Source organism: Streptosporangium sp. NPDC006013 (assembly GCF_040614275.1).
Taxonomy (GTDB): domain Bacteria; phylum Actinomycetota; class Actinomycetes; order Streptosporangiales; family Streptosporangiaceae; genus Streptosporangium.
In genome coordinates this window covers 1-20681 of sequence record NZ_JBEXUE010000087.1, presented here as the reverse complement: position 1 = coordinate 20681, position 20681 = coordinate 1, and the positions used below count along the sequence as shown (strand labels likewise).

The window sequence follows — 20681 nt, the reverse complement described above, 5'->3', positions numbered from 1 at the left end:
CTTTCTGATTTGCTGGTCTGTTTGTGCAACACTCACTTGAAACAGTGCACAACATGCACAATCGGTTGCCGATCATCGCGGAGCACCTGTACATCATGACGATCGATCAGCTCGACGCCCGTCTCATCGCCCTGCTCGCGGCGGAGCCCAGACTCGGGGTGCTGGAGTGCTCGCGGCGGCTCGGAGTGGCCAGGGGGACCGTGCAGGCACGCCTCGACCGGCTGGTCGCCCGGGGGGTGGTCACCGGGTTCGGCCCGGACATCGCCCCCGCGGCGCTCGGCTACGACGTGACCGCGTTCGTGACCCTGCAGATCCGCCAGGTCAGCGGGCACGACCCGGTCGCCGTGCAACTCGCGGCCATCCCCGAGGTGCTGGAGGTGCACACGATCACCGGTGGTGACGACATGCACTGCCGCGTGGTGGCGCGCAGCAATGCCGATCTGCAGCGGGTAATTGACCTGATCGTTGACGTCCGGGGCGTGGTCAGGACCTCGTCGGTGATCGCCTTGGACACCCCTGTGCCATACCGTGTTCTGCCTTTGGTGGCCGATGTCCCACGCAAGGGGAGGAGCTAGCCGTACCATGCCAAGCAGGGGCCAGACACCGTTATCCATCGTTTACCCTTAACGGTCCGCGCAACCGTGGGGGTCTGCGACGGATCCGATCGGGGGGTCACGCGTGCTAAAGGGCGGGACGGGCAGTCCCAGGAGGAAGCTCCTGCGGATCACACTCATCGTCTTCGGCGTCGGTGTCATCTCGGTGATCGGCCTGCTCGGGGTGGTGTGGGCGATGACCCCCATCCCGGACAGCACGCAGCCCAGAGCCACCGCGCAGGGCTCGGTGATCTTCTACCGCGACGGCAAGACCGTGCTGGCCAAGCAGGGTGTCAACCGCAAGAGCGTGACCCTGGACAAGGTTCCGCAGAGCCTGCGGAACGCGGTCATCGCCGCGGAGAACCGCTCGTTCTACAACGACCAGGGCATCTCCCTCAAGGGCACCTTCCGGGCCATGTGGTCCACGGTCACCGGGCAGCAGCTTCAGGGCGGCTCCACGATCACCCAGCAGATGGTCCGCAACTACTACAGCGGTCTCAGTCAGGAACGTTCCATAATCCGCAAGCTCAAGGAGATCATGATCTCCCTGAAGGTGGACCAGTCGAAGTCGAAGGACTGGGTGCTGGAGCAGTACCTCAACACGATCTACTTCGGCCGGGGCGCCGACGGGGTCCAGGCGGCGGCCGACGCCTACTTCCGCAAGGACGTGGGCAAGCTGACCCTCGCCGAGGGCGCCTACCTCGCCGCGGTGATCCAGCAGCCCTCCAGGTTCGCCGACCCGCAGGGCGCGGACCTCTACGCGGCCAGGGACCGCTGGAGGTCGGTGATCGACGGAATGGTGGCCATCGGGGCCGTCACCTCCACCGAGGCCGCCGAGGTGACCTTCCCCACCCTCAGAAAGCCCAAGGCGATCTTCGCGCCCAAGGGGCAGGAGGGCTACATGCTCGACCAGGTGGCGGCCGAGCTCAAAAGCAGGGGCTACACCGACGAGGTCATCAACCAGGGCGGGCTGAAGATCGTATCGACCTTCGACAAGAACCTGATGGCCGCCGCCGAGCGCGCCGTCACCTCGGTCCTGCCGGAGAACACCCCCAAGAAGGTCCGCACCGGGCTGGCCGCCGTCGATCCCGCGACCGGTGAGGTCCTCGCCTTCTACGGCGGCCGCGACTACGCCGCCAACAAGTTCGACAACTCGTTCTCGGCCAAGGTGCAGGCCGGATCGACCTTCAAGGCGTACACGCTGGCCGCGGCCCTGAACAACGGCTTCGGCCTGGACACCAGGGTCGACGGCAACTCGCCGCTGCGGATCGCCTCCGCCGACATCCCCAACTCGGGCGGCTACTCCTACGGCCAGGTCAACCTCGTCAAGGCGACCCAGAGCTCGGTGAACACCGCCTTCGTCGACCTCGCCCAGAAGGTCGGCCTGAACAAGGTGGTCAAGGTCGCCGAGGCCGCCGGAATCCCCGGCAAACAGCTCGACCCGCATCGGGCCGCGGCCACCCTCCCGCTCGGCGTGGCCTCGGTGAGCGCGGTGCAGAACGCCTCGGGCTTCGCCACCTTCGCCGCGGAGGGCGTCCACCACGAGGCCCATGTGATCCGCTCGGTCACCGACGCCGACGGAAGGGTGGTGAAGAGCTCCACTAAGGGGAAGCGCGCCTTCAGCGAGCAGGCCGCCATCGACGCCACCTACGCGCTGACCCAGGTCGTCGAGGCGGGCACCGGCTCGGGCGCCCGCCTGTACGACCGCCCCGTGGCGGGCAAGACCGGCACCACGGACGAGTCGGCGGCCGTGTGGTTCGCCGGGTTCACCCCGCAGCTGGCGACGGCGGTCGACATGTTCCGCGACGACAACAAGCCGGTGACCGTGAACGGCAGCGCCCAGTACGGCGGATCCTATCCCGCCCAGATCTGGCGCGCCTTCATGACCGAGGCGATGGACGGCAAGCCGGTCAAGGAGTTCAAGGAGCCGTCCAGCTACGGCTACTCCAACCCGTACGACGACTACGGCTCCGGCGGCCGGTACGACGACCAGGGTGGTGACCAGGGCATTGTCACCCCCAACCCCGACGAGCCGGGCACTTTCGGCCCCAGCCAGAGCACGAGTCCGGGGCCGGAGACCCCCGGCCCCGGCCAGACCTCGGCTCCGGGCGACGAGGGGCAGGGTGGCCCTCCCGGTAACGGCCCGGAGGGCCAGGACCGCGGAGGCGGCGACGGGCTCGTCGACGGCCTGGGCCGCCGTGTCGTCGCCCCCGCGGGGGGCGAGTGACCCTACGCCCCGCCCGCCAGCTCGGCTCGCAGGGCCATGGAGGTGATGACGGGCATCCGGCAGGTGAAGCCACGGCATACGTAGGCCGCGGGCGCGCCTCCCACCAGGCCCCGGCCGGCCAGGAGCGGGATCTCGCCGGAATCGGGCTCCCCGAGTGCCAGGACCAGGCCGGGCAGGGGTGACATCAGAGCGGCCCGGTGCAGGGCCGCCGTCGCCGGATCGCCGGCCGGCCCCACGACCGCGACCTCGATCGGGCCGGCCACCGCCGCCTGTGCCACCGCCAGGCCCCACCCGGCGAACCGGGCGTGCCTGTCGGCCAGGACGGTGACCGTGCCCAGGGCCGCCTCGGCCGCCGCCCTGTGCCGGGACGAGCCGGTCAGCGCCGCGTACGACAGCAGCGCCCCCGCGGCGGCGAACCGGCCGGAGGGGGTGGCGTTGTCCGTCGGGTCCTGCGGGCGCTGGAAGAGCCGCTCGGCGTCGTCGGCGGTGTCGTAGAACCCGCCGGAGCCATCGGAGAACCGCTCCAGAACGGTCTCCAGCAGCGACTCGGCCCGCCGGAACCAGCGGACCTCCCCGGTCACCCCGGAAAGGGTCAGCAGGCCCTCAGCGAGGTCGGCGTAGTCTTCCAGGACCCCCGCGTTGGTGCCGGCGCGGCCGTCGCGGGACGTGCGCAGCAGCCGGTCGCCGTCCAGGTGGAGGTCGTCGATCAGGGTGGCCGCCTCGCGTGCCGCCTCGACGAGGTCCGGCCGGTCGAACAGGGCGCCGGTCTCGGCGAGGGCGGCGATGGCCAGGCCGTTCCAGGCGGCCACCACCTTGTCGTCGCGCCCGGGCCGCACCCGGCGGGCCCGCGCGGCCAGCAGCGCGGAGCGCACCCGGGCGAACCGCTCGGGATCGGTGGGGTCGTAGGGGAGCTGGAGCACCGAGGTGCCGTGCTCGAACGTCCCCGTCACCTCGAACAGGTCGATCGCCCAGGCGCCGTCCTCCTCGCCGAGGACCTCGCGGAGCTCCCGGGGGGTCCAGGCGTAGAACTTGCCTTCCACGCCCTCGCTGTCGGCGTCCAGGGCGGAGGCGAAGCCCCCCTCGGGGGTGCGCATTTCGGCCAGCAGCCAGTCGGCGGTCTCCAGCGCCACCCGCCTGCCCAGGGCGGAGCCGCCTGAGCGCCACCAGTGCGTGTAGACCCGCAGGAGCAGGGCGTTGTCGTAGAGCATCTTCTCGAAGTGTGGCACCACCCAGTCCGCGTCCACGCTGTAGCGGGCGAACCCGCCGCCGAGCTGGTCGTAGATGCCACCCCTGGCCATGGCCTCCAGCGTCCGGTCGGCCATGGACGTCGCCGCGTTCGCGGTCGCCCGCGCATCCTCGCCGGTGGGGGTCGCGCCGTAGCGCAGCAGGAACTCCAGGGCCATCGACGGCGGGAACTTGGGCGCTCCGCCGAAGCCGCCACGGGCCGAGTCGAAGGACTCGGCCAGGCCCTGCACGGCCCGGGTGAGCGTGCTCTGCGTGGGCAGCGGCCCCGACGGCATCGCCGACTGCTCGTTCAGCGCCTCCACGATCTTCGAGCTCTGTTCGAGCACCGCCTCCCGGTCGCCGTTCCAGGCGTTCGACACCCCGGCCAGCAGCCGCTGGAACTGCTGCCTGGGAAAGTAGGTGCCGGTGTAGAAGGGGTGGCCCTCCGGGGTGGCGAAGACGGTCATCGGCCACCCGCCCTGGCCTGTCATGGCCTGGGTGGCCGTCATGTAGACCGCGTCGACGTCCGGACGCTCCTCGCGATCGACCTTCACGTTGACGAAGTGCTCGTTCATCAGCGCGGCCGTGCCGGGGTCCTCGAACGACTCGTGAGCCATTACGTGACACCAGTGACACGCCGAGTAGCCGACGCTGATCAGCAGGGGTACGTTCCGTCGCCGTGCCTCCGCGAAGGCCTCGTCCCCCCAGGCGAACCAGTCGACGGGATTGTCCGCGTGCTGCAGCAGGTAGGGGCTCGTCGCATCCTTCAAGCGGTTCATGAAGACCCTTCCGGTGTACGCGGTGCGTACTTCTCCTCGCGAGGTGCGCGGATATCGCGCGTCACGGTTCTTCTCACCCTAGACCGAGAGAGGGACACCGGCACTTGGCCGGACCCCGGTCGACGGCCACGGGCAGGGCGCCCGTCCCCGGCGCCGGAAGGTTCCGCCATGGTGACCGCCTACGGGTTCCGGGGCGGTGCTCTCGGGGACGACCGCGAACGCCCCGCCCGCGCGCCGATCGCTCCGGCGGTCCGGCAGGCTTGAGAAGATCCCCCGTCGCACGGTCGTGCGCCAGGGGGTGGCCCCAGCCACTTCCGTCGGGGTGTGCGGTCGTCTGCCCGGACGCCTCCCGCGACGGGGCTCGCGAGCCGCAGGCCGGGGGAAGGTGTGTTCATCGCGCTTCGGGCGTAGGCTCACTGGGCGTGGATCTCGACTTCGTCTGTGTGCACGCCGGAAGGGCGGCTTCCGAGCTGACCCGGCGTGATGTTGCCCGCGCGCTGCTCGCCGTGCCGTCCGGAGTGGCGCTGGTGGCGCTGCCCGATCTGAGGCGGGCGCTGCTGGCGGCGGGCAACCCGCTGTCGGTGCCGTTCTGGGACTCCGCGAAGGCGACCCTCAGCGCGATCGAGTCCGGTGGCGCGACCGTGGGGGACGTGCAGCGCTGGATGGAGTCCACGGGCACCGAGCCGCTCCTGCTCACCCGCAGCTTCTTCGTCTGGCCCGAGGAGGACGAGCGGGGACCGGTCGGCGAGGAGATGTTCAACCGGCTGGTCGCCTACCTGGAGGAGCGGGTCGCCGCGGGGGAGATCGACCCGGACGCGCTCGCGCGGGGTGACGAGCGGGCCAGGGAGGTCTACGCGGACTTCCAGGAGCGCTGGCTCACCGGCCCGCTGCCCGACGGGCGAGTCCCGGGAACCGCGGTCTCCGACGAGCAGGACGAGGAGCTGTTCGCCGCCTGGGACGAGGAGGAGGCGTTCGCCCTGGGCGAGCTGCGGCGCATCCTGGCCGAGCTGCCCGAGCCCGAGCGGCCTGTCAGGGAGCTGCGGGCCGCGGCCACCCGGTTGCGCGAGGTGCTGGCCGGCCCCGGCTATCCGGGAAACGTGCTGCGGGCCTGCGCCGGGTACGAGGGGGAGCCGCTGCCGGCCGACGACGAGGAGCTCTGGCTGACCGTCACGGCGGGTATCGCGGGGCCGATCTCCGACCTGCCGGAGGAGGAGGACCGGCTGGAGGTCTTCACCGACCTGGACGGGGAGCTCAGCCACGAGGACTCGGTGCTGGCCGCCCTGTGCGCGATCCACCACGCCGACTGGCTGGCCGTGGTCGCGGCCCTGGCCAGGCGCGGTCCCGGGGTACTGGCCTCGCCCGAGCGGATCGCCCGGCTCATCGCCGAGTCGGAGGACATCGACGTCGACATGGACGAGCCGGAGGATCTGGAAGCGGCCGAGACGCTCTTCAGCTCGGTCACCCCGCTCTGGGCGTGTCTCGGGATCGTCGACAGGACCGAGGTGCTCACCCCACTGGGCCGCTGGGGCCTGCCCAGGGCGCTGGAGCGAGCCTGGTCCTCGACGGACGCCCTCGGGGACTGAGGGCGAGGGCCGCGGTCCGGTCCTCGACGGACCGACGGCCGGGACGCGCGGAGCGGCCGGTCGGCGGGGTCCGGAGAACCGGGTGCCTGCCGTACGGTCGCCGAGGTCAGGCGTCCTCGTCCAGGAGGTCGAGGTAGCTCTCCGGCACCAGATCCCGGTATTCGGGGTGGCGCCGGATGTAGCGGGCGATGAACGGGCAGAGCGGCACGACCATCCGGTCGGAGGTGCGGCTCGCGTCGAGAGCCGCGGCGGCCAGCCGCCCGCCCAGGCCCCTGCCCTCGAACTCGGGGAGGATCTCGGTGTGCGTGAAAATGATCTTCCCGGACCGGAGCCGGTACGCGGCGAACCCGGCGACCCCGCCGTCCAGCAGGATCTCGAAGCGGGCGGCCTCGTGGTTGTCGGAGACCTTGATGTCGTCGGCCATGCTCGTCCTCGGGGTGTCGGCCCTGCCGGGCGGATTTTTCGCGCGTGTCAGGCCGTCACCGGCCGGGGATCAGGCGATGTGGATGATCGCCCCCGGTCGTCCCTCGATCGCCTCCGGCAGGCCGGGGACGTACGCGGGACGGGCTAGGGGGCGGTCGGTGTCGTGCTGCCGGCGGTGCTCTGCTGCTTCCTCAGCTCGGCCTCGGAGGGGACCTCGATCCTGGAGATCTGCCTCCTCATCGACTTGACGAGCAGGTAGAGGGCGACCCCCATCGCCGCCACGACGAGGAAGCCCACGAGGCCAGGATTGACGACGGACTCATCGAGGACGTTAGGTGTAATCACACGTCAAGTCTGCCACCGCCGCCTCCCGGTCGTGTCAGTGGCAGGCGTGCGAGACCGTGTCCGCGTGGATTCCGGTGAACAGGTCGTCCTCGGGAAGCTCGACGTCCACGAGCGCGCGGGCCAGGTGGTAGTCCTCGGTCGGCCAGATCTCACGCTGCAGGTCGCGCGGGCAGACGAACCAGAAGCCGTCCGGATCGACCTGGGTGGCGTGCGCGAGCAGCGCCTCGTCGCGGATCTCGAAGTAGTCGCCGCAGGGGACCCGGGTGGTCACCGGCCACTTCTGCGGGCGGTCCTCCCAGCGGGAGATCCAGTCGGCGTAGGGGGAGCCCATGCCGCGGGAGTTCATCGCCTCGTGCAGCGCCTCGAACCGGTCCTTGGTGAAACCCATGTGGTAGTAGAGCTTCAGGGGCTGCCAGGGCTCACCGGTGCCCGGGTAACGGTCGGGGTCGCCCGCCGCCTCGAACGCCTCCACCGAGACCCGGTTGGTCATGATGTGGTCGGGGTGCGGATAGCCGCCGTCGTCGTCGTAGGTGAGGATGACGTGCGGCCTGAACTCGCGGACGGCCGCCACCAGCGAGGCCGAGGCGACCTGAAGGGGCTGCAGGGCGAAGCAGCCCTCGGGTAGTGGTTCGCTCTCGTCCTCGGGCAGGCCGGAGTCGACGAACCCCATGAAGCGCTGCCGCACGCCGAGGATCTCGCGGGCGCGCTCCATCTCCAGGCGCCGCACCTCGCCGATGTTCTCCAGGATCTCCGGGCGCTCCATCTTGGGGTTCAGGATCGACCCGCGTTCGCCCCCGGTGAGCGTACAGACCAGCACGTCCACGCCCTCGGCCACGTAGCGCGCCATGGTGGCGGCGCCTTTGCTCGACTCGTCGTCGGGATGCGCGTGGACGGCCATCAGCCTGAGTGGTGCACTCACGGGCTCGGTGTCTCCTCTGTGTCGGTCGCGCTTCGGATCGTCGTCGGTCGCCTCGCGGACGGCCTAACCTGGCCGTATCCCCCGCTCCGCTCGACGTGGTGCCCCGCGCGCCCTCGGCTTACGTCACTCTGTAAAGAGGTTAGTTTCTCTTGGGCGGTCGCGAGGGCGAGGCCCCCGCAGGGGACAATTGTCTCGGATAACACCGAGGTAGTGCAGGGAGATTCCGTCATGGCCACCAGCGAAGCCGAGAAGGGCCGTCAGAACGGCCCGATCCTCGGCACCCCGGACGATTTTCCCGACCGTCCGGAGCGCAGGGGACGCTTCGTCGTGCACGTCGTGATCGCGATCCTCTGCGCCGTGTGCGCGGGGGGCTGGGGCTACGTGATGTGGGCGTCCAAGGGCAACACGGAAGTCATCGACCAGCTCATCGCGTTCGATGCCGGCCGCGGCGATTCTGCGCAGATCATGTTCGAGGTCTTCAAACCAACCGAGCGCGCGGCGCTCTGCCGCCTGCGGGCCACCGACGTCAGCCACGTCGAGGTCGGCAGCAAGGAGGTCAATATCCCGGCTGGTGAAGGGTATGTTCGGCTTACTGAACGGCTAGAGACCAGTGCTCAGGCCACTTCAGTTCATGTCCAGTACTGCTATCTCGTATAGTGAGACATTTGAGGAGGCGGACGAAGGCCTAACTTGTTAGCCTGTCGAGATTCGACCGTCCGCAACCCCCAAGCACGAAGCCCCCTAGAGGAAGCAAGGAGAACCCGTGGCCGACTCCCACAACGAGAGCGTCACCTGGCTCACTCAGGAGGCGTACGACCGCCTGAAGGCTGAGTTCGAGCATCTCTCGGGGCCCGGGCGCGTCGACATCGCCAAGAAGATCGAGGCGGCCCGCGAAGAGGGTGACCTGAAGGAGAACGGTGGCTACCACGCCGCCAAGGACGAGCAGGGCAAGATGGAGGCCCGCATCTTCCATCTCCGTCAGATCCTGGACAGCGCCAAGGTCGGTGAGGCACCCCGCACCGAAGGCGTGGTCGGCCCGGGAATGACCGTCACCGTCCGCTTCGAGGGCGACGACGAGGAGGTCGCCTTCCTGCTGGCCTCCCGCGAGGAGAGCGGTGCCCCGATCGACGTCTACTCGCCCAAGTCGCCTCTCGGCTCGGCGATCAACGGCAAGAAGATCGGTGAGAAGGCGACCTACACCATGCCGAACGGCCGTTCCAACACCGTCGAGATCCTTGAGGCCGTGCCGTACATCGGCAACTGACCTCCCCATACTCCGATGATCCGCCGGGACGGGTGTCCCGGCGGATTGCCATGTCTCGGAGGGTTTGTAGTCTTGCGGCCGTATTGCAGATAAGACGCTTTTTGGTGGGTTTGCGTGCATCGCCAGGCGGTGTACGGCACCCTCATAGAGCCGGCCCGGTGGGAGAAGGGGATATGTCGTGTTCGATCGGCGGCCACGTGTCTCCGACCTGATCCGGGAGGCCCGCCAGGACCTCGCCTACCGCCCCCGTCTCCGCTACAGCCGCCGCACCGCCCGTCTGATGAGGCAGGCGGTCCCGATCCTCGCCGTTCTGCTCGTCGGCGTGCTGGCCACCGGTCTGATGATCTACACGCAGATGCCGGAGGCCGATCCGGAGACGGTCACCATGCGCAGGTCCGTCGCCACCGTGCCGACCCAGGTGGCGAAGCCCGTCCAGCCCGCGCAGGCGCCCGCTCCGGTGGCGCCGCTGACCTCGATGCGGAAACCGCATCTCTTCGTCGTGGCGCCCAGGCCGCTCAGTTCGGCGGTGGTGGCCAAGGTCGCCCAGCTCTCCGGGGTGCGGGCGGTGGAGCGCGCCGACGCCGCGGAGGTGATCCTGGACGGCAAGCGGGTTCAGACGCTCGGGGTGAACCCCTCGACGTTCCGCGCCTACACCCCCAAGCCGACGGCGCGCTCCGACAGGCTCTGGCGGAACGTCTCGGCCGGGGAGGTCGCCGTCTCCTTCGTCCTGGGCAACGACGGGGGCATGCCGCTGGGCAAGACGTTCACCACCGCCGGGCAGAACCTGCGGGTCGGTGCCTACGCCACGATGGGCATGGGCGCCATCGACGCGGTGGTCTCCCGGCCGACCGCCCGCGCACTGGGCATCCCGGAGAACAACGCGCTCGTGGTGAGCGCCCCGAAGGCCGACTCCGCGAAGCTGCGCCGCGCGCTCCTGCGCGTACTGCCCAAGGGAGGGCAGGTCGCCGTGATCAACCCGGTGCTGACGGTCCCCCGGAGCACGAACTGGCCGGCCGGTTCCTTCATGACCACTCCCCAGGTCAGGACCGCGCTCACCGCCGCGATCAGCAAGCTCGGCCGCCCGTACGTGTGGGGCGCGGAAGGTCCGGACAGCTTCGACTGCTCGGGCCTGGTCCAGTGGGCGTACGCCCAGGCGGGGATCAAGGTGCCCCGGGTGACGCACCAGCAGTTCGTCTCGGGCCCGCAGATCCCGCTCGCCCAGGCCCAGCCGGGGGACCTGCTGTTCTGGCGGCACGACCCCACCAACCCCGGCTACGTCTCGCACGTGGCGATCTACTGGGGGGACGGCAAGATGCTGCACGCTCCCAGGACCGGCGACGTGGTCAAACTCGTCCCCGTCACCACCCGCAACTTCGCCGGGGCCGTGCGGGTCAGCCCGGCGGTCGCCGCCCGCGTCCGCTAGGCCCCGTCCCTTGGATCTTTCGCCTACTGCGTGCCGGTGAGCGGGAGGCCGGCGGCGAGCCGGACGAGGGCGGTGTCGAGGAGGTCGGGCAGGTTCTCCGAGGGGTTCGCGGCCCAGCGGGCGATGGAGGGGAGCATGGCTCCGATCACCGCGGCGGCGAAGGTCTCGACGGCGAGGTCGTGGGGATCGCGGCCGGTACGGGAGGCGATCTCCGTACATATCGCCGCATGCGTGCCGGCGGCGGACTGGAGCCGCCTGGCCCGCAGCGCGGGCACGGAGAGGATGAGCCGGGTCATGGCGGCGGCCCGCGAGAAGTCCTCGGCGCGGAGGCCCTCGAACACGGCCCGTACGGCCTGCCGGAACGCGTCGACGGGTGTCGCCTCCGGGCTGCTCTCGCGGAGCGCGGAGACGATCAGCGAGTCGTACCCGTCCTGGACGACCACGTCCTCCTTGGTGGGGAAGTAGCGGAAGAAGGTGCTCGGCGACACCTCCGCCGCCTCGGCGATCTGCTCGACGGTCGTGGCCTCGTATCCCCGCTCGGCGAACAGACGCAGCGCGTGCTCCTGAATCGCACGGCGGGTCTTCGCCTTCTTGCGCTCGCGCAGCCCTCCGGCGTGTTGGGGTGATCTCATTCGCCGATTCTCGCGTCTGCGCGGGCCGCCATGGACAGCGGCCGCGAACGTTGTAATCTAAATTACATGGAAAAAGATAAAACAATGGAGAAGCTGCGCGGCTGGTTCTCGGGAAGGCTGCCCCGGGAATGGTTCGAAGGCGAGCCTGAGATCGTGCTGGACCGCGAGGAGATCGCGGTGGTCGGCAGGCTCCGGGCTCCCGTGCTCGGCGACGACGTCTCGGAGGTGGAGCGTTCCGCCGCGCTGGAGGGCGGCATCCTGCGCTTCCGCGAGGAGACCAGGGAGCGGCGCGTGGAGATCGCGCTGGAGGCCGAGCAGCGATTCCGCAGGAAGGTCTCCTGGGGGGTCGCGGTCGGCGGCGAGACGGTGATGTTCACCACACTGTCGGTGCCCGTCATGACCAGGCTCAGGCAGTCGGAGCGCCGGGTGCTCGACACCCTGGTGGCCGCGGGGGTGGCCCGCAGCCGCAGTGACGCGCTCGCCTGGTGCGTACGTCTGGTGGGCGACCACACCGACACCTGGCTGGCGGATCTGAGGGACGCGCTACGGCACGTCGACCGTGTCCGGGCCGCCGGGCCCGACGTGAATTCCTGAGGCTGGGCAGCGGGAATGGCCGATAAATTGGTCTGAACCTGTCCGCTGATTGGTTTAGACCTTTCTCATTGGCCTATACCACTGCGGGAAAGGCTTTTTTAGGGCCGTTTTTTCTGGGTAGGGGTTTCAGAGCCCTGTGGCTCCTGCCAGGCCATACGCCTCCGGGGGTGCCGGGCCGGAAGCGCCTTGACATCTGATCGCGCGAATTCACTGGTCTACGCCAATTGGATTAAGCGCGGTTCCGTCGTTAATGATGTTTTGGCCCCGTGAAGCGTAAAGGAGCCCGAGCAGTGTCCCTTACCGTAGACGTGAACACCACCAGCCCGACCAGTCATGCGGAACTGGCCGAATGGGTCAGGGAGATCGCCGAGCTGACACAGCCGGACCGGATCGAATGGTGCGACGGCTCCGAGGCCGAATGGACGCGCCTGACGAACCTGCTGGTCGAGCGAGGGACCTTCACACGCCTGGCCAAGCGGCAGAACAGCTTCCACGCCGCCTCCGACCCCAGCGACGTCGCCCGGGTCGAGGACCGGACCTACATCTGCTCCGAGCGCGAGGAGGATGCCGGGCCGACCAACAACTGGATCGCCCCCGCCGAGATGCGCCGTACCTTCGGCGAGATCTTCAAAGGCAGCATGCGCGGCCGGACGATGTACGTCGTGCCGTTCTGCATGGGGCCGCTGGGTGGTGAGATCTCCCAGCTCGGTGTGGAGATCACCGACTCGCCGTACGTGGTCGTGTCGATGCGCGTCATGACCCGGATGGGCGAGGACGCGCTGCGCCTCATCGAGGAGCGCGGCGGCTACGTCAAGGCGGTCCACTCGGTCGGTGCCCCGCTCGAACCCGGTCAGGACGACGTGCCGTGGCCGTGCAACGCCTCCAAGTACATCAGCCACTTCCCGGAGACCCGCGAGATCTGGTCCTACGGCTCGGGGTACGGCGGCAACGCCCTGCTCGGCAAGAAGTGTTACGCACTGCGGATCGCCAGCACGATGGCCCGGGACGAGGGCTGGCTGGCCGAGCACATGCTCATCCTCAAGCTCACCCCGCCTTCAGGGGAGACGCGCTACGTCGCGGCGGCCTTCCCGAGCGCGTGCGGCAAGACGAACCTCGCCATGCTCCAGCCGACCATCCCGGGCTGGAAGGTCGAGACGATCGGCGACGACATCGCCTGGATGCGCTTCGGTGACGACGGAAAGCTGCGGGCCATCAACCCCGAGGCGGGCTTCTTCGGCGTCGCTCCCGGCACCGGCGAGTCCACCAACGCCAACGCGATCGAGACGCTCTGGGGCAACAGCATCTTCACGAACGTCGCCCTCACCGACGACGGCGACGTGTGGTGGGAGGGACTCACCGACCAGCCCCCGGCGCACCTGACCGACTGGAAGGGCCGCGACTGGACGCCGGAGTCCGGCGAGCCGGCCGCGCACCCCAACGCCCGCTTCACGGTCCCGGCCGCGCAGTGCCCGACGATCGCCCGTGAGTGGCAGGATCCCGCGGGCGTGCCGATCTCGGCGATCCTGTTCGGCGGGCGCCGTGCCAGCGCGGTCCCGCTGGTGACGGAGGCGCTGAGCTGGCAGCACGGTGTCTTCATCGGGGCCAACATCGCCTCGGAGAAGACCGCCGCCGCCGAGGGCAAGGTCGGCGAGCTGCGCCGCGACCCGTTCGCGATGCTGCCCTTCTGCGGCTACAACATGGGCGACTACTTCGCCCACTGGCTCAAGATCGGCCAGCGTGAGAACGCCGAGCTGCCGCGCGTCTACTACGTGAACTGGTTCCGCAAGAACGACGAGGGCAAGTTCATCTGGCCCGGTTTCGGGGAGAACTCCCGCGTGCTCAAGTGGATCGTCGACCGCCTCAACGGCCAGGCGGAGGCGGTGCGCACCCCCATCGGCCTGCTCCCCGCCGGGCTCGACACCGACGGCCTCGCGGTCTCCGAGGAGGACATGCGGACGCTGCTCAGCGTCGACGAGGAGATCTGGCGGCAGGAGGCGGCGCTCATGCCCGCCTTTTTCCAGACCTTCGGCGACCACCTGCCCCGTGAGCTCTGGGAAGAGCACGAGGCACTCGTCGCCCGCCTGGGCTGACACCGGCAAAGGGGTCGAAGACGGGGGAAACTTCTGACAGGCTTTGCGCGTCCAACCGGATACACGGGACATCACGCCTGCGATCCCTTTCCCCCGAGGAGGCGGACATGGGGTTCCCGCTGTTCGTCATCGCCTTCGCCGCGGCCCTGGCCATCGTCTCCACGGCCTTCACGCTTGGCCGTGAGCACCGCCGGGTCCGCTCGGCGGTGACCCGCCACCACGGCGGGCCACCGACCCCCTATGAGCTCGCCTACCTCTCCGGAGGCCCGCGCCGAGTGGTCAACACCGCGCTCGGCATGCTGGCCAAAGCCGGGGTGATCCGGGTCTCGCGAGGCGGTCAGGTCAGCCTGGTCGCCGGGGCCTCGCCCTCTTCCGACCCGATCGAGCACGCCGTCACGGCGGCGCTCGCCCAGTGTGGAGGCGTCGCCCCGGTGGGCGAGCTCCGCCACGCGGTGGCCGGTGGACAGGCCGTCAACGGCCTGCACTACCGGCTGCTGGGGCTGGGCCTGCTGGTGCCCGAGAACGCGCTCGACCATGCGCGGGGACTGCTGAACCGGCTCCTGGTCACCTCGATCGTCGCGCTGGTCCTCACGGTGGGCATCCTGGTCACGGGCGCCAGGGGGAGACTCGGCACCGCGGCGCTGCTGGTGGGACTGATCGCGGCGCTCTTCGGGTTCTCCGTCTACGCGCGGCACAAGCGGTTACTGCGCGACGTCCTGAGCCGCGCGGGCCACGACGTGCTCGCCTCCGCCCGCAGGATCCACGTCCGGGGCGCCCGCCCCGTCACACCTGGCCTGGCCTTCGCCGTCGGCATCCCCGTCGCCCTGTACGGGCTGGGGGAGCTCGACGAGCCGGGCCTTGTGGAGGAGCTCCAGCGCCAGAGCGTGAGTGGTTCCGGGAGCGGCTGCGCGGTCGGCGCCTGCGGTGGCGGTGGCGGCGGTGACTTCGGATCCGGGAGCTGGGGCGACTCCGGTGGCGGGTCGAGTGACGGTGGCGGTTGTGGTGGTGGGTCCGGTTGCGGTGGCGGGTGCGGCGGTGGCGGTTGCGGTGGGTGAACGTCCTCCGGTCGCCGCGGTGAGGACGGTCGCCGACGGGGTGCTCCCGGCGGTGGTCGAGCCGGGTGTGGGCATCGGCTGGCGGCCGGAGATCGACCTGACCGTGGAACGGCTGCCCGGGGTCGACTTCGTCGAGGTCGTCGCCGAGAACATCGACCCGGCCCGGCTCCCCGAGTCGCTGCGGGTGCTCCGCGCCCGGGGAGTGCCGGTGATCCCGCACGGCGTCGGGCTGGGCATCGGCGGTGCCGAGCATCCCGACCCCCGGCGGCTGGCGCGGCTGGCGGACTGCGCGCGCGCCCTGGAGGCGCCGCTGGTCAGTGAGCACCTGGCCTTCGTCAGGGCGGGCGGCATGGAGGCCGGCCACCTACTGCCGGTGCCGCGTACCAGGGCCGCGCTGGCCGTTGTCGCGGAGAACGTGCGGCGGGCGCAGGAGGCGCTTCCCGTCCCGCTGGCCCTGGAGAACGTCGCGGCCCTGTTCGGCTGGCCGGAGGACGAGATGACCGAGGCAGCCTTCCTCGGAGAGCTGGTGGAGATGACCGGCGTCGGGCTCCTGGTCGACGTGGCGAACCTCTATACGAACCAGGTCAACCTGGGTCTGTCGGCCACCGCCGCGCTGGACGGCCTGCCGCTGTCCGAACTCGCCTACGTCCATGTCGCCGGGGGTCACTCCCGCGGGGGGCTGTGGCACGACACCCACACCGCCCACGTCCCCGAGGAGGTGCTGGACATTCTCTCGGAGCTGTGCGCCAGGGTCGATCCGCCGGGGGTGCTGCTCGAATGGGACGACGACTACCCCAGCGACGGCGCGCTGGAGCGGGAGCTGGGCCGGATCCGCGGCGCGATGTCCGGTGTCTGAGGACGCGGCCAGGGAGGCACTGGCCGGGGCACAGGCGGCGCTGATGGCCGCCCTGGTGGCGGGGGAGGAGGCGCCGCCGGGGTTCGACAGGGAGCGACTGCTGATCCAGGAGTCGAGCCTGATCTCCAAGCGGCGCAGAACGGTGGCCCGTCTCCGGCCCGACCTGGCCGTGCTGCTCGGCGACGGCTTCGCCGCGGAGTTCGACGCGTACGCGCGAGGCCGCCCCAGGCCGCCGGGCGGCTCGCACGCCGACGCCCGTGACTTCGCCGACCGGCTGCGCGCGGCGGGGCGGCTGCCGGAGGAGTCCATCGCCGTCGAGCCGACCCCCGGGCCCCGCCGATGGTCGCCCTTTGCCAGGCGCCGTTAGAAACTTGTGGCCTCCCCTGTTCGTCCCTGTTCGTCCCCTGGGTAGTGGACCTCGGGAAGGGACGTCATCCCGGAGGTCGGCATGCACATCACCAAGATCATTATCACCGTGCTCGTCGTGCTCCTTCTGGTCGCCGGGCTGATCGCGCTGCGCCTGGCCGTGCACTCCTCGCGTGCGCGCCGGTCAGCCGGCGCCAGGGGCCGGAAGGCCGGAACGACGGCTGCCGAGGGCGCCAAGAGCACCGAGGACTCTGTGCGGCGGAGGCGCCGTCGGTTAGGTTGAGCCGGTACCTGATCGAGTGCCTGTGCCGGGAGTGACCGTGGGGAATTTCGCCGATCACGCGACCTGGCCGCTGCGCCCCGAGGACGAGGGGACGCATCCGGCCGGTGCCGAGCCGCTGTGGAGCGAGTCGGTCTACCTCGACTTCACGGCCGAGGACGGCTCGCTCGCCGGTTACGTCCGGCTGGGCCTGTATCCCAACTGGAACCGCGCCTGGTACTGGGCGTGCCTGGTCGGCGCCGGCAGGCCCACGGTGCTGCTGGTCGATCACCATGTCCCGCTCCCCGGTCCCGACCTCGCGGTGCGGGGCGAGGACTTCCAGGCCACCCACGACGTGACGCTCCCCATGCGGTCCCTGCGGGTGAGCCTCGAGGCCGGGGCGGCCGCCGTCCTTTCCGACCCCGCCCTGGCGTACCGGGACCTGGACGGCGCCGCCACGACCCCGCTGGCGTTCGACCTGGAGTGGCGGAGCGCCGGTGAGGCCTACCCCTACGGTTTCGTCCCGCGCTACGAGGTCCCCTGCGAGGTCGCGGGGACCATCCGGGTCGGTGGCGAGGAGATCGCCTTCTCCGGCCATGGTGAGCGCGATCACAGCTGGGGAGAGCGTGACTGGTGGCAGCTGTCGTGGCTGTGGAGCTCGGGCCGGCTCGACGACGGCACGTTCTTCCACGGCATGCGGGCGAACGTCGGTTTCGAGATGCCCTGGCCCTGCTTCACGGTTCCGCCGGGCGGGGCGCTGGAGCACCGTGAGGGCTTCACCGCGGCGAGCGAGTTCGGGGAGGACGGATTCCCGTCCGGGGCGCGGCTGGAGGTGCCGGGGATGCCGATGACCGTCGTCCCGCTCGCCTTCGCCCCGGTCGCCATGACGTCGCCGGACGGGGCGATCGCCCGCTTCCCGCGTGCCCTGTGCCGGTTCGAGGCCTCCGACGGGCGCCTGGGGTACGGATGGACCGAATGGCACCAGCCACCCGGCTGGCGGGGACATGGATGGCGTTGATCACGTTTTGATGGCCTGAGCCGGGGATACCCTCTCTGAGGTGGGGGGAGTGCGTTGTCTTGATGGTTCTTATCTGACCGTTACGCCGGTGGCGTGCCGGGACAGTGTCGGCATGCCGTACGAGATAACGCTCGAACTCCATCGCGACGGCGCGCTGTACGGGACGGTGGGCGAGCGCTGCGGCTGGATTCTCACCCGCCTGGCGCGCGGGGTCGCCGAGGCCCGGGCCGGCCACGAGGCGCGGTGGCCCGATCCCGACGACCGCTTCCCCGGCGACGCGGAACTGTTCGCCTTTCGTTACCGGGCCAGGAACGGTGTCGTCGGCGGGGGCGAACTCCGCTGCCAACTGCGCACCATTCCGATCTGGGTTCCCGGACGGCGAGGACCGGCCGGGGCATGGCGGCTCACCAGGAGAGCGTTCCTGGAGGCGTGGGGCGGCGGCGGAGTGGGTATGCGCGCCGTGCTCACCTCGGCTGAGCTGGGGGTTTTCGTGGAAGAAATCATCACAGAGGCCGAAGAATGCCTAGGACCATACAAGCCGGGCAAGTCGGCCAGATCCCTCTAGAGGGGGCGGAGGGGTCCGCGGGACGGCGATAATTGCCTGTCAGCGCCCATTCATGGCGGGTGCTGAGGGAGGGGCTCCAATGGGCGTGCGCGATCTCGTCTATCGACTCTACGAGCGCCGGCTCGAAGCGAAGCTGTCCCGTCAGCGGGAGATGTTTCCCCGGCACGTCGGCGTGATCGTTGACGGTAACCGCCGCTGGGCACGCTCGATGGGCATCGACGACGTGAGCCGCGGGCATCGCAAGGGCGCGGACAAGATCTCGGAGCTGCTCGGCTGGTGCCGCGAGGCCGGTGTCGAGGTCGTCACCGTGTGGCTGCTCTCCAGCGAGAACATCAACCGGTCCAAGGACGAGCTGGACCTCCTGATGAAGATCATCGAGGACGTGGTCCAGGAACTCGTGGCCGACGGCTGGCACATCAAGCCCATGGGTGCGCTAGATCTTTTGCCGGATCACACGGCTCGTGTGCTTAAAGATGCAAAAGAAGCGACATCACATCGTCCCGGGTTGATTGTGAACGTTGCCGTTGGGTATGGAGGAAGGCGTGAGATCGCTGATGCGGTGCGCTCCCTTCTCCAGGAGCACGCGAGCAAGGGCGCGAGCATCGAGGACCTTGTCGAGGTCCTCGATGTGGAGCACATCGCGAAGCATCTCTACACGCGCGGCCAGCCCGACCCGGATCTGGTCATCCGTACTTCGGGGGAGCAGCGGCTCTCCGGCTTCCTGCTCTGGCAGAGCGCCCACTCCGAGTTCTACTTCTGCGAGGCCTACTGGCCTGACTTCCGCAGGGTCGACTTCTTGCGGGCCCTCCGCTCGTACGCCGCGCGACACCGTAGGTACGGTTCCTGAAACACCACATGAACGACCCCTTTCGGTCAGTCTTAAGCAGTTGGAAGTAGGGCATTCAGGACGTACCGTAAGAAGTAGGAGAGCACGACTCACCTACGCCGGAGAGGGCCCGCCTTTGCGTCACGATTCGCTGAGGAGGGCCGGTCACCGGTTCCTGCTCGGCATTCTCGTGAGCGGGTCCGAGGCCGGTCCGCATCCCAGCTCATGGCAGGGCGCCGTCTTTGGCGCCCGGGGGAGAACGCGTGGCAAACCCTTCGTCCTCACCCACGTCGCCGGCAGTCAAGCGGCGCACGTACGTCCTGGACACCTCGGTGCTCCTGGCGGATCCAACGGCGATGAGCCGTTTCGCCGAGCATGAGGTGGTCATCCCGATCGTCGTCATCACCGAGTTGGAGGGCAAACGCCATCATCCAGAGCTCGGATACTTCGCGCGCAAGGCGCTGAGGTACCTCGACGACCTGAGGGTGACGCACGGACGGCTGGACGAGCCCATGCCGATCGGCGAGGGCACCATCCGGGTCGAGCTCAACCACAGTGACCCGTCCATCCTGCCCGTCGGGTTCCGGCTCGGCGACAACGACACCCGCATCCTGACCGTGGCCCGTACCCTCGCCGCCGAGGGACACGATGTGGTGCTGGTCTCCAAGGACCTGCCGATGCGGGTGAAGGCCGCCTCCATCGGTCTCGCCGCGGACGAGTACCGCGCCGAACTCGTGGTCGAGTCCGGCTGGACAGGCATGGCGGAGCTCCAGGTGACCTCCGAGGACGTCGAGGTGCTCTTCGAGCACGGCACCGCCGACCTGGAGGAGGCTCGGGACCTGCCCACCCACACCGGCCTGCGGCTGCTGTCGAGCAGGGGGTCGGCACTGGGCAGGGTGCTGCCCGACAAGTCGGTGCGGCTGGTGCGCGGCGACCGCGAGGTGTTCGGCCTGCACGGCCGCTCCGCCGAGCAGCGGATCGCGCTCGACCTGCTGATGGACCCCGAGGTCGGCATCGTCTCGATGGGCGGCCGGGCGGGCACCGGAAAGTCCGCGCTCGCCCTCTGCGCGGGCCTGGAGGCGGTGCTGGAGCGCCGCCAGCACCGCAAGGTCATCGTCTTCCGCCCGCTGTACGCCGTGGGCGGCCAGGAGCTGGGCTACCTGCCGGGTTCCGAGAACGAGAAGATGAGCCCGTGGGCCCAGGCCGTCTACGACACCCTGGGCGCGGTCACCACGCCCGAGGTGATCGACGAGGTGATGGACCGGGGCATGCTGGAGGTGCTTCCGCTCACCCACATCCGCGGCCGTTCCCTGCACGACGCCTTCGTCATCGTGGACGAGGCGCAGTCGCTGGAGCGCGGAGTGCTGCTCACCGTGCTGAGCCGGATCGGCGCCAACTCCCGGGTCGTCCTCACCCATGACATCGCCCAGCGCGACAACCTGCGGGTGGGCCGGCACGACGGCGTTGTGGCGGTGGTGGAGAAGCTCAAGGGGCACCCGCTGTTCGCGCACGTCACGCTGACCCGCTCGGAGCGCTCGCCGATCGCGGCGCTGGTCACCGAGATGCTGGAGGACATCACGATGTGACGGGTGTCCTGGACCTCCAGGCATGATCGCGCGAAGCGCGGTCGCGGGTGTCGT

21 protein-coding genes are annotated in these 20681 nt (G+C 69.7%); 16 read left to right on the top strand and 5 right to left on the bottom strand.

All coding sequences use genetic code 11. From position 1 onward, the window contains the following. The first annotated feature begins 95 nt into the window (after window positions 1–95). On the top strand, window positions 96–575 hold the full coding sequence (locus tag ABZ260_RS16115) for an Lrp/AsnC family transcriptional regulator (RefSeq protein WP_030910940.1): 480 nt from the start codon (window positions 96–98) through the stop codon (window positions 573–575). Window positions 576–678: 103 nt separating this feature from the next. Then, window positions 679–2820 carry a transglycosylase domain-containing protein gene (locus ABZ260_RS16110; RefSeq protein WP_355617538.1) on the top strand — a complete coding sequence of 714 codons (2142 nt, stop codon included), beginning with the start codon at window positions 679–681 and terminating at the stop codon, window positions 2818–2820. 2 nt (window positions 2821–2822) lie between these two features. On the opposite strand, the gene ABZ260_RS16105 is transcribed toward ABZ260_RS16110, so the two are convergent. Then, window positions 2823–4823: a thioredoxin domain-containing protein gene (locus ABZ260_RS16105; RefSeq protein WP_355617535.1), complete on the bottom strand. Its 2001-nt coding sequence runs from the start codon at window positions 4821–4823 to the stop codon at window positions 2823–2825. Window positions 4824–5245: 422 nt separating this feature from the next. Here ABZ260_RS16105 and ABZ260_RS16100 point away from each other — a divergent pair, with 422 nt between their 5' ends. Beyond that, complete coding sequence (locus ABZ260_RS16100; RefSeq protein ID WP_355617532.1) at window positions 5246–6406, top strand: hypothetical protein; 1161 nt, start codon at window positions 5246–5248, stop codon at window positions 6404–6406. Between the two features lie 106 nt (window positions 6407–6512). On the opposite strand, the gene ABZ260_RS16095 is transcribed toward ABZ260_RS16100, so the two are convergent. The 3 genes from ABZ260_RS16095 to mca form a co-directional block, all read right to left on the bottom strand. Next, the gene (locus ABZ260_RS16095) at window positions 6513–6830 is read right to left on the bottom strand and encodes a GNAT family N-acetyltransferase (protein ID WP_355617529.1); all 318 of its coding nucleotides are present in this window, start codon (window positions 6828–6830) and stop codon (window positions 6513–6515) included. Between the two features lie 143 nt (window positions 6831–6973). Then, window positions 6974–7174, bottom strand: coding sequence for a hypothetical protein (locus ABZ260_RS16090; RefSeq protein WP_350926720.1), 201 nt, complete (start codon window positions 7172–7174; stop codon window positions 6974–6976). A 34-nt stretch (window positions 7175–7208) separates the two neighbouring features. Continuing rightward, window positions 7209–8093: a mycothiol conjugate amidase Mca gene (gene mca / locus ABZ260_RS16085; RefSeq protein WP_350926718.1), complete on the bottom strand. Its 885-nt coding sequence runs from the start codon at window positions 8091–8093 to the stop codon at window positions 7209–7211. 228 nt (window positions 8094–8321) lie between these two features. Here mca and ABZ260_RS16080 point away from each other — a divergent pair, with 228 nt between their 5' ends. The 3 genes from ABZ260_RS16080 (at window position 8322) to ABZ260_RS16070 (ending at window position 10780) form a co-directional block, all read left to right on the top strand. Then, a complete protein-coding gene (locus tag ABZ260_RS16080) occupies window positions 8322–8750 on the top strand; it encodes a DUF4307 domain-containing protein (protein ID WP_355562580.1) in 429 nt (142 codons plus the stop codon). Window positions 8751–8856: 106 nt separating this feature from the next. Beyond that, complete coding sequence (greA, locus tag ABZ260_RS16075) at window positions 8857–9357, top strand: transcription elongation factor GreA (RefSeq protein ID WP_350950305.1); 501 nt, start codon at window positions 8857–8859, stop codon at window positions 9355–9357. 178 nt (window positions 9358–9535) lie between these two features. Next, on the top strand, window positions 9536–10780 hold the full coding sequence (locus ABZ260_RS16070; RefSeq protein WP_355617526.1) for a C40 family peptidase: 1245 nt from the start codon (window positions 9536–9538) through the stop codon (window positions 10778–10780). A gap of 23 nt (window positions 10781–10803) precedes the next feature. Here ABZ260_RS16070 and ABZ260_RS16065 read toward each other — a convergent pair whose 3' ends face one another. Then, window positions 10804–11412 carry a TetR family transcriptional regulator gene (locus ABZ260_RS16065; protein ID WP_355617523.1) on the bottom strand — a complete coding sequence of 203 codons (609 nt, stop codon included), beginning with the start codon at window positions 11410–11412 and terminating at the stop codon, window positions 10804–10806. A gap of 66 nt (window positions 11413–11478) precedes the next feature. Here ABZ260_RS16065 and ABZ260_RS16060 point away from each other — a divergent pair, with 66 nt between their 5' ends. The 10 genes from ABZ260_RS16060 to ABZ260_RS16015 all read left to right on the top strand — a co-directional run bounded on the left by ABZ260_RS16060 (window position 11479) and on the right by ABZ260_RS16015 (window position 20627). Continuing rightward, window positions 11479–12006, top strand: coding sequence for a hypothetical protein (locus ABZ260_RS16060; RefSeq protein ID WP_350960599.1), 528 nt, complete (start codon window positions 11479–11481; stop codon window positions 12004–12006). Between the two features lie 290 nt (window positions 12007–12296). Then, window positions 12297–14096 (top strand): phosphoenolpyruvate carboxykinase (GTP), encoded by a 1800-nt coding sequence (locus ABZ260_RS16055; protein WP_355617518.1) that lies wholly within the window; start codon window positions 12297–12299, stop codon window positions 14094–14096. Window positions 14097–14203: 107 nt separating this feature from the next. After that, window positions 14204–15151, top strand: coding sequence for a TIGR04222 domain-containing membrane protein (locus ABZ260_RS16050; RefSeq protein WP_355617515.1), 948 nt, complete (start codon window positions 14204–14206; stop codon window positions 15149–15151). A 19-nt stretch (window positions 15152–15170) separates the two neighbouring features. Next, complete coding sequence (locus ABZ260_RS16045; protein ID WP_355617512.1) at window positions 15171–16007, top strand: DUF692 domain-containing protein; 837 nt, start codon at window positions 15171–15173, stop codon at window positions 16005–16007. Next, the gene (locus tag ABZ260_RS16040; protein ID WP_355617509.1) at window positions 16000–16374 is read left to right on the top strand and encodes a hypothetical protein; all 375 of its coding nucleotides are present in this window, start codon (window positions 16000–16002) and stop codon (window positions 16372–16374) included. Before ABZ260_RS16045 ends, ABZ260_RS16040 begins: the two co-directional genes overlap by 8 nt. An 81-nt stretch (window positions 16375–16455) precedes the next feature. Further along, window positions 16456–16656: a hypothetical protein gene (locus ABZ260_RS16035; protein ID WP_355617501.1), complete on the top strand. Its 201-nt coding sequence runs from the start codon at window positions 16456–16458 to the stop codon at window positions 16654–16656. A 37-nt stretch (window positions 16657–16693) separates the two neighbouring features. Further along, on the top strand, window positions 16694–17650 hold the full coding sequence (locus ABZ260_RS16030) for a hypothetical protein (protein ID WP_355617498.1): 957 nt from the start codon (window positions 16694–16696) through the stop codon (window positions 17648–17650). 112 nt (window positions 17651–17762) lie between these two features. Further along, window positions 17763–18215: a hypothetical protein gene (locus ABZ260_RS16025; protein WP_355562552.1), complete on the top strand. Its 453-nt coding sequence runs from the start codon at window positions 17763–17765 to the stop codon at window positions 18213–18215. 79 nt (window positions 18216–18294) lie between these two features. Further along, the gene (locus tag ABZ260_RS16020; RefSeq protein ID WP_355617495.1) at window positions 18295–19062 is read left to right on the top strand and encodes an isoprenyl transferase; all 768 of its coding nucleotides are present in this window, start codon (window positions 18295–18297) and stop codon (window positions 19060–19062) included. 242 nt (window positions 19063–19304) lie between these two features. Continuing rightward, entirely contained in the window at window positions 19305–20627 is a 1323-nt protein-coding gene (locus ABZ260_RS16015) for a PhoH family protein (protein WP_355617493.1), read from the top strand. Window positions 20628–20681 lie beyond the last annotated feature (54 nt).

Coding starts and splice junctions, on each gene's coding strand:
- ABZ260_RS16115 (WP_030910940.1), top strand. CDS start 96: ATGACGATCGATCAGCTCGACGCCCGTCTCATCGCCCTGCTCGCGGCG.
- ABZ260_RS16105 (WP_355617535.1), bottom strand. CDS start 4,823: ATGAACCGCTTGAAGGATGCGACGAGCCCCTACCTGCTGCAGCACGCG.
- ABZ260_RS16095 (WP_355617529.1), bottom strand. CDS start 6,830: ATGGCCGACGACATCAAGGTCTCCGACAACCACGAGGCCGCCCGCTTC.
- ABZ260_RS16080 (WP_355562580.1), top strand. CDS start 8,322: ATGGCCACCAGCGAAGCCGAGAAGGGCCGTCAGAACGGCCCGATCCTC.
- ABZ260_RS16065 (WP_355617523.1), bottom strand. CDS start 11,412: ATGAGATCACCCCAACACGCCGGAGGGCTGCGCGAGCGCAAGAAGGCG.
- ABZ260_RS16060 (WP_350960599.1), top strand. CDS start 11,479: ATGGAAAAAGATAAAACAATGGAGAAGCTGCGCGGCTGGTTCTCGGGA.
- ABZ260_RS16050 (WP_355617515.1), top strand. CDS start 14,204: ATGGGGTTCCCGCTGTTCGTCATCGCCTTCGCCGCGGCCCTGGCCATC.
- ABZ260_RS16035 (WP_355617501.1), top strand. CDS start 16,456: ATGCACATCACCAAGATCATTATCACCGTGCTCGTCGTGCTCCTTCTG.
- ABZ260_RS16025 (WP_355562552.1), top strand. CDS start 17,763: ATGCCGTACGAGATAACGCTCGAACTCCATCGCGACGGCGCGCTGTAC.
- ABZ260_RS16020 (WP_355617495.1), top strand. CDS start 18,295: ATGGGCGTGCGCGATCTCGTCTATCGACTCTACGAGCGCCGGCTCGAA.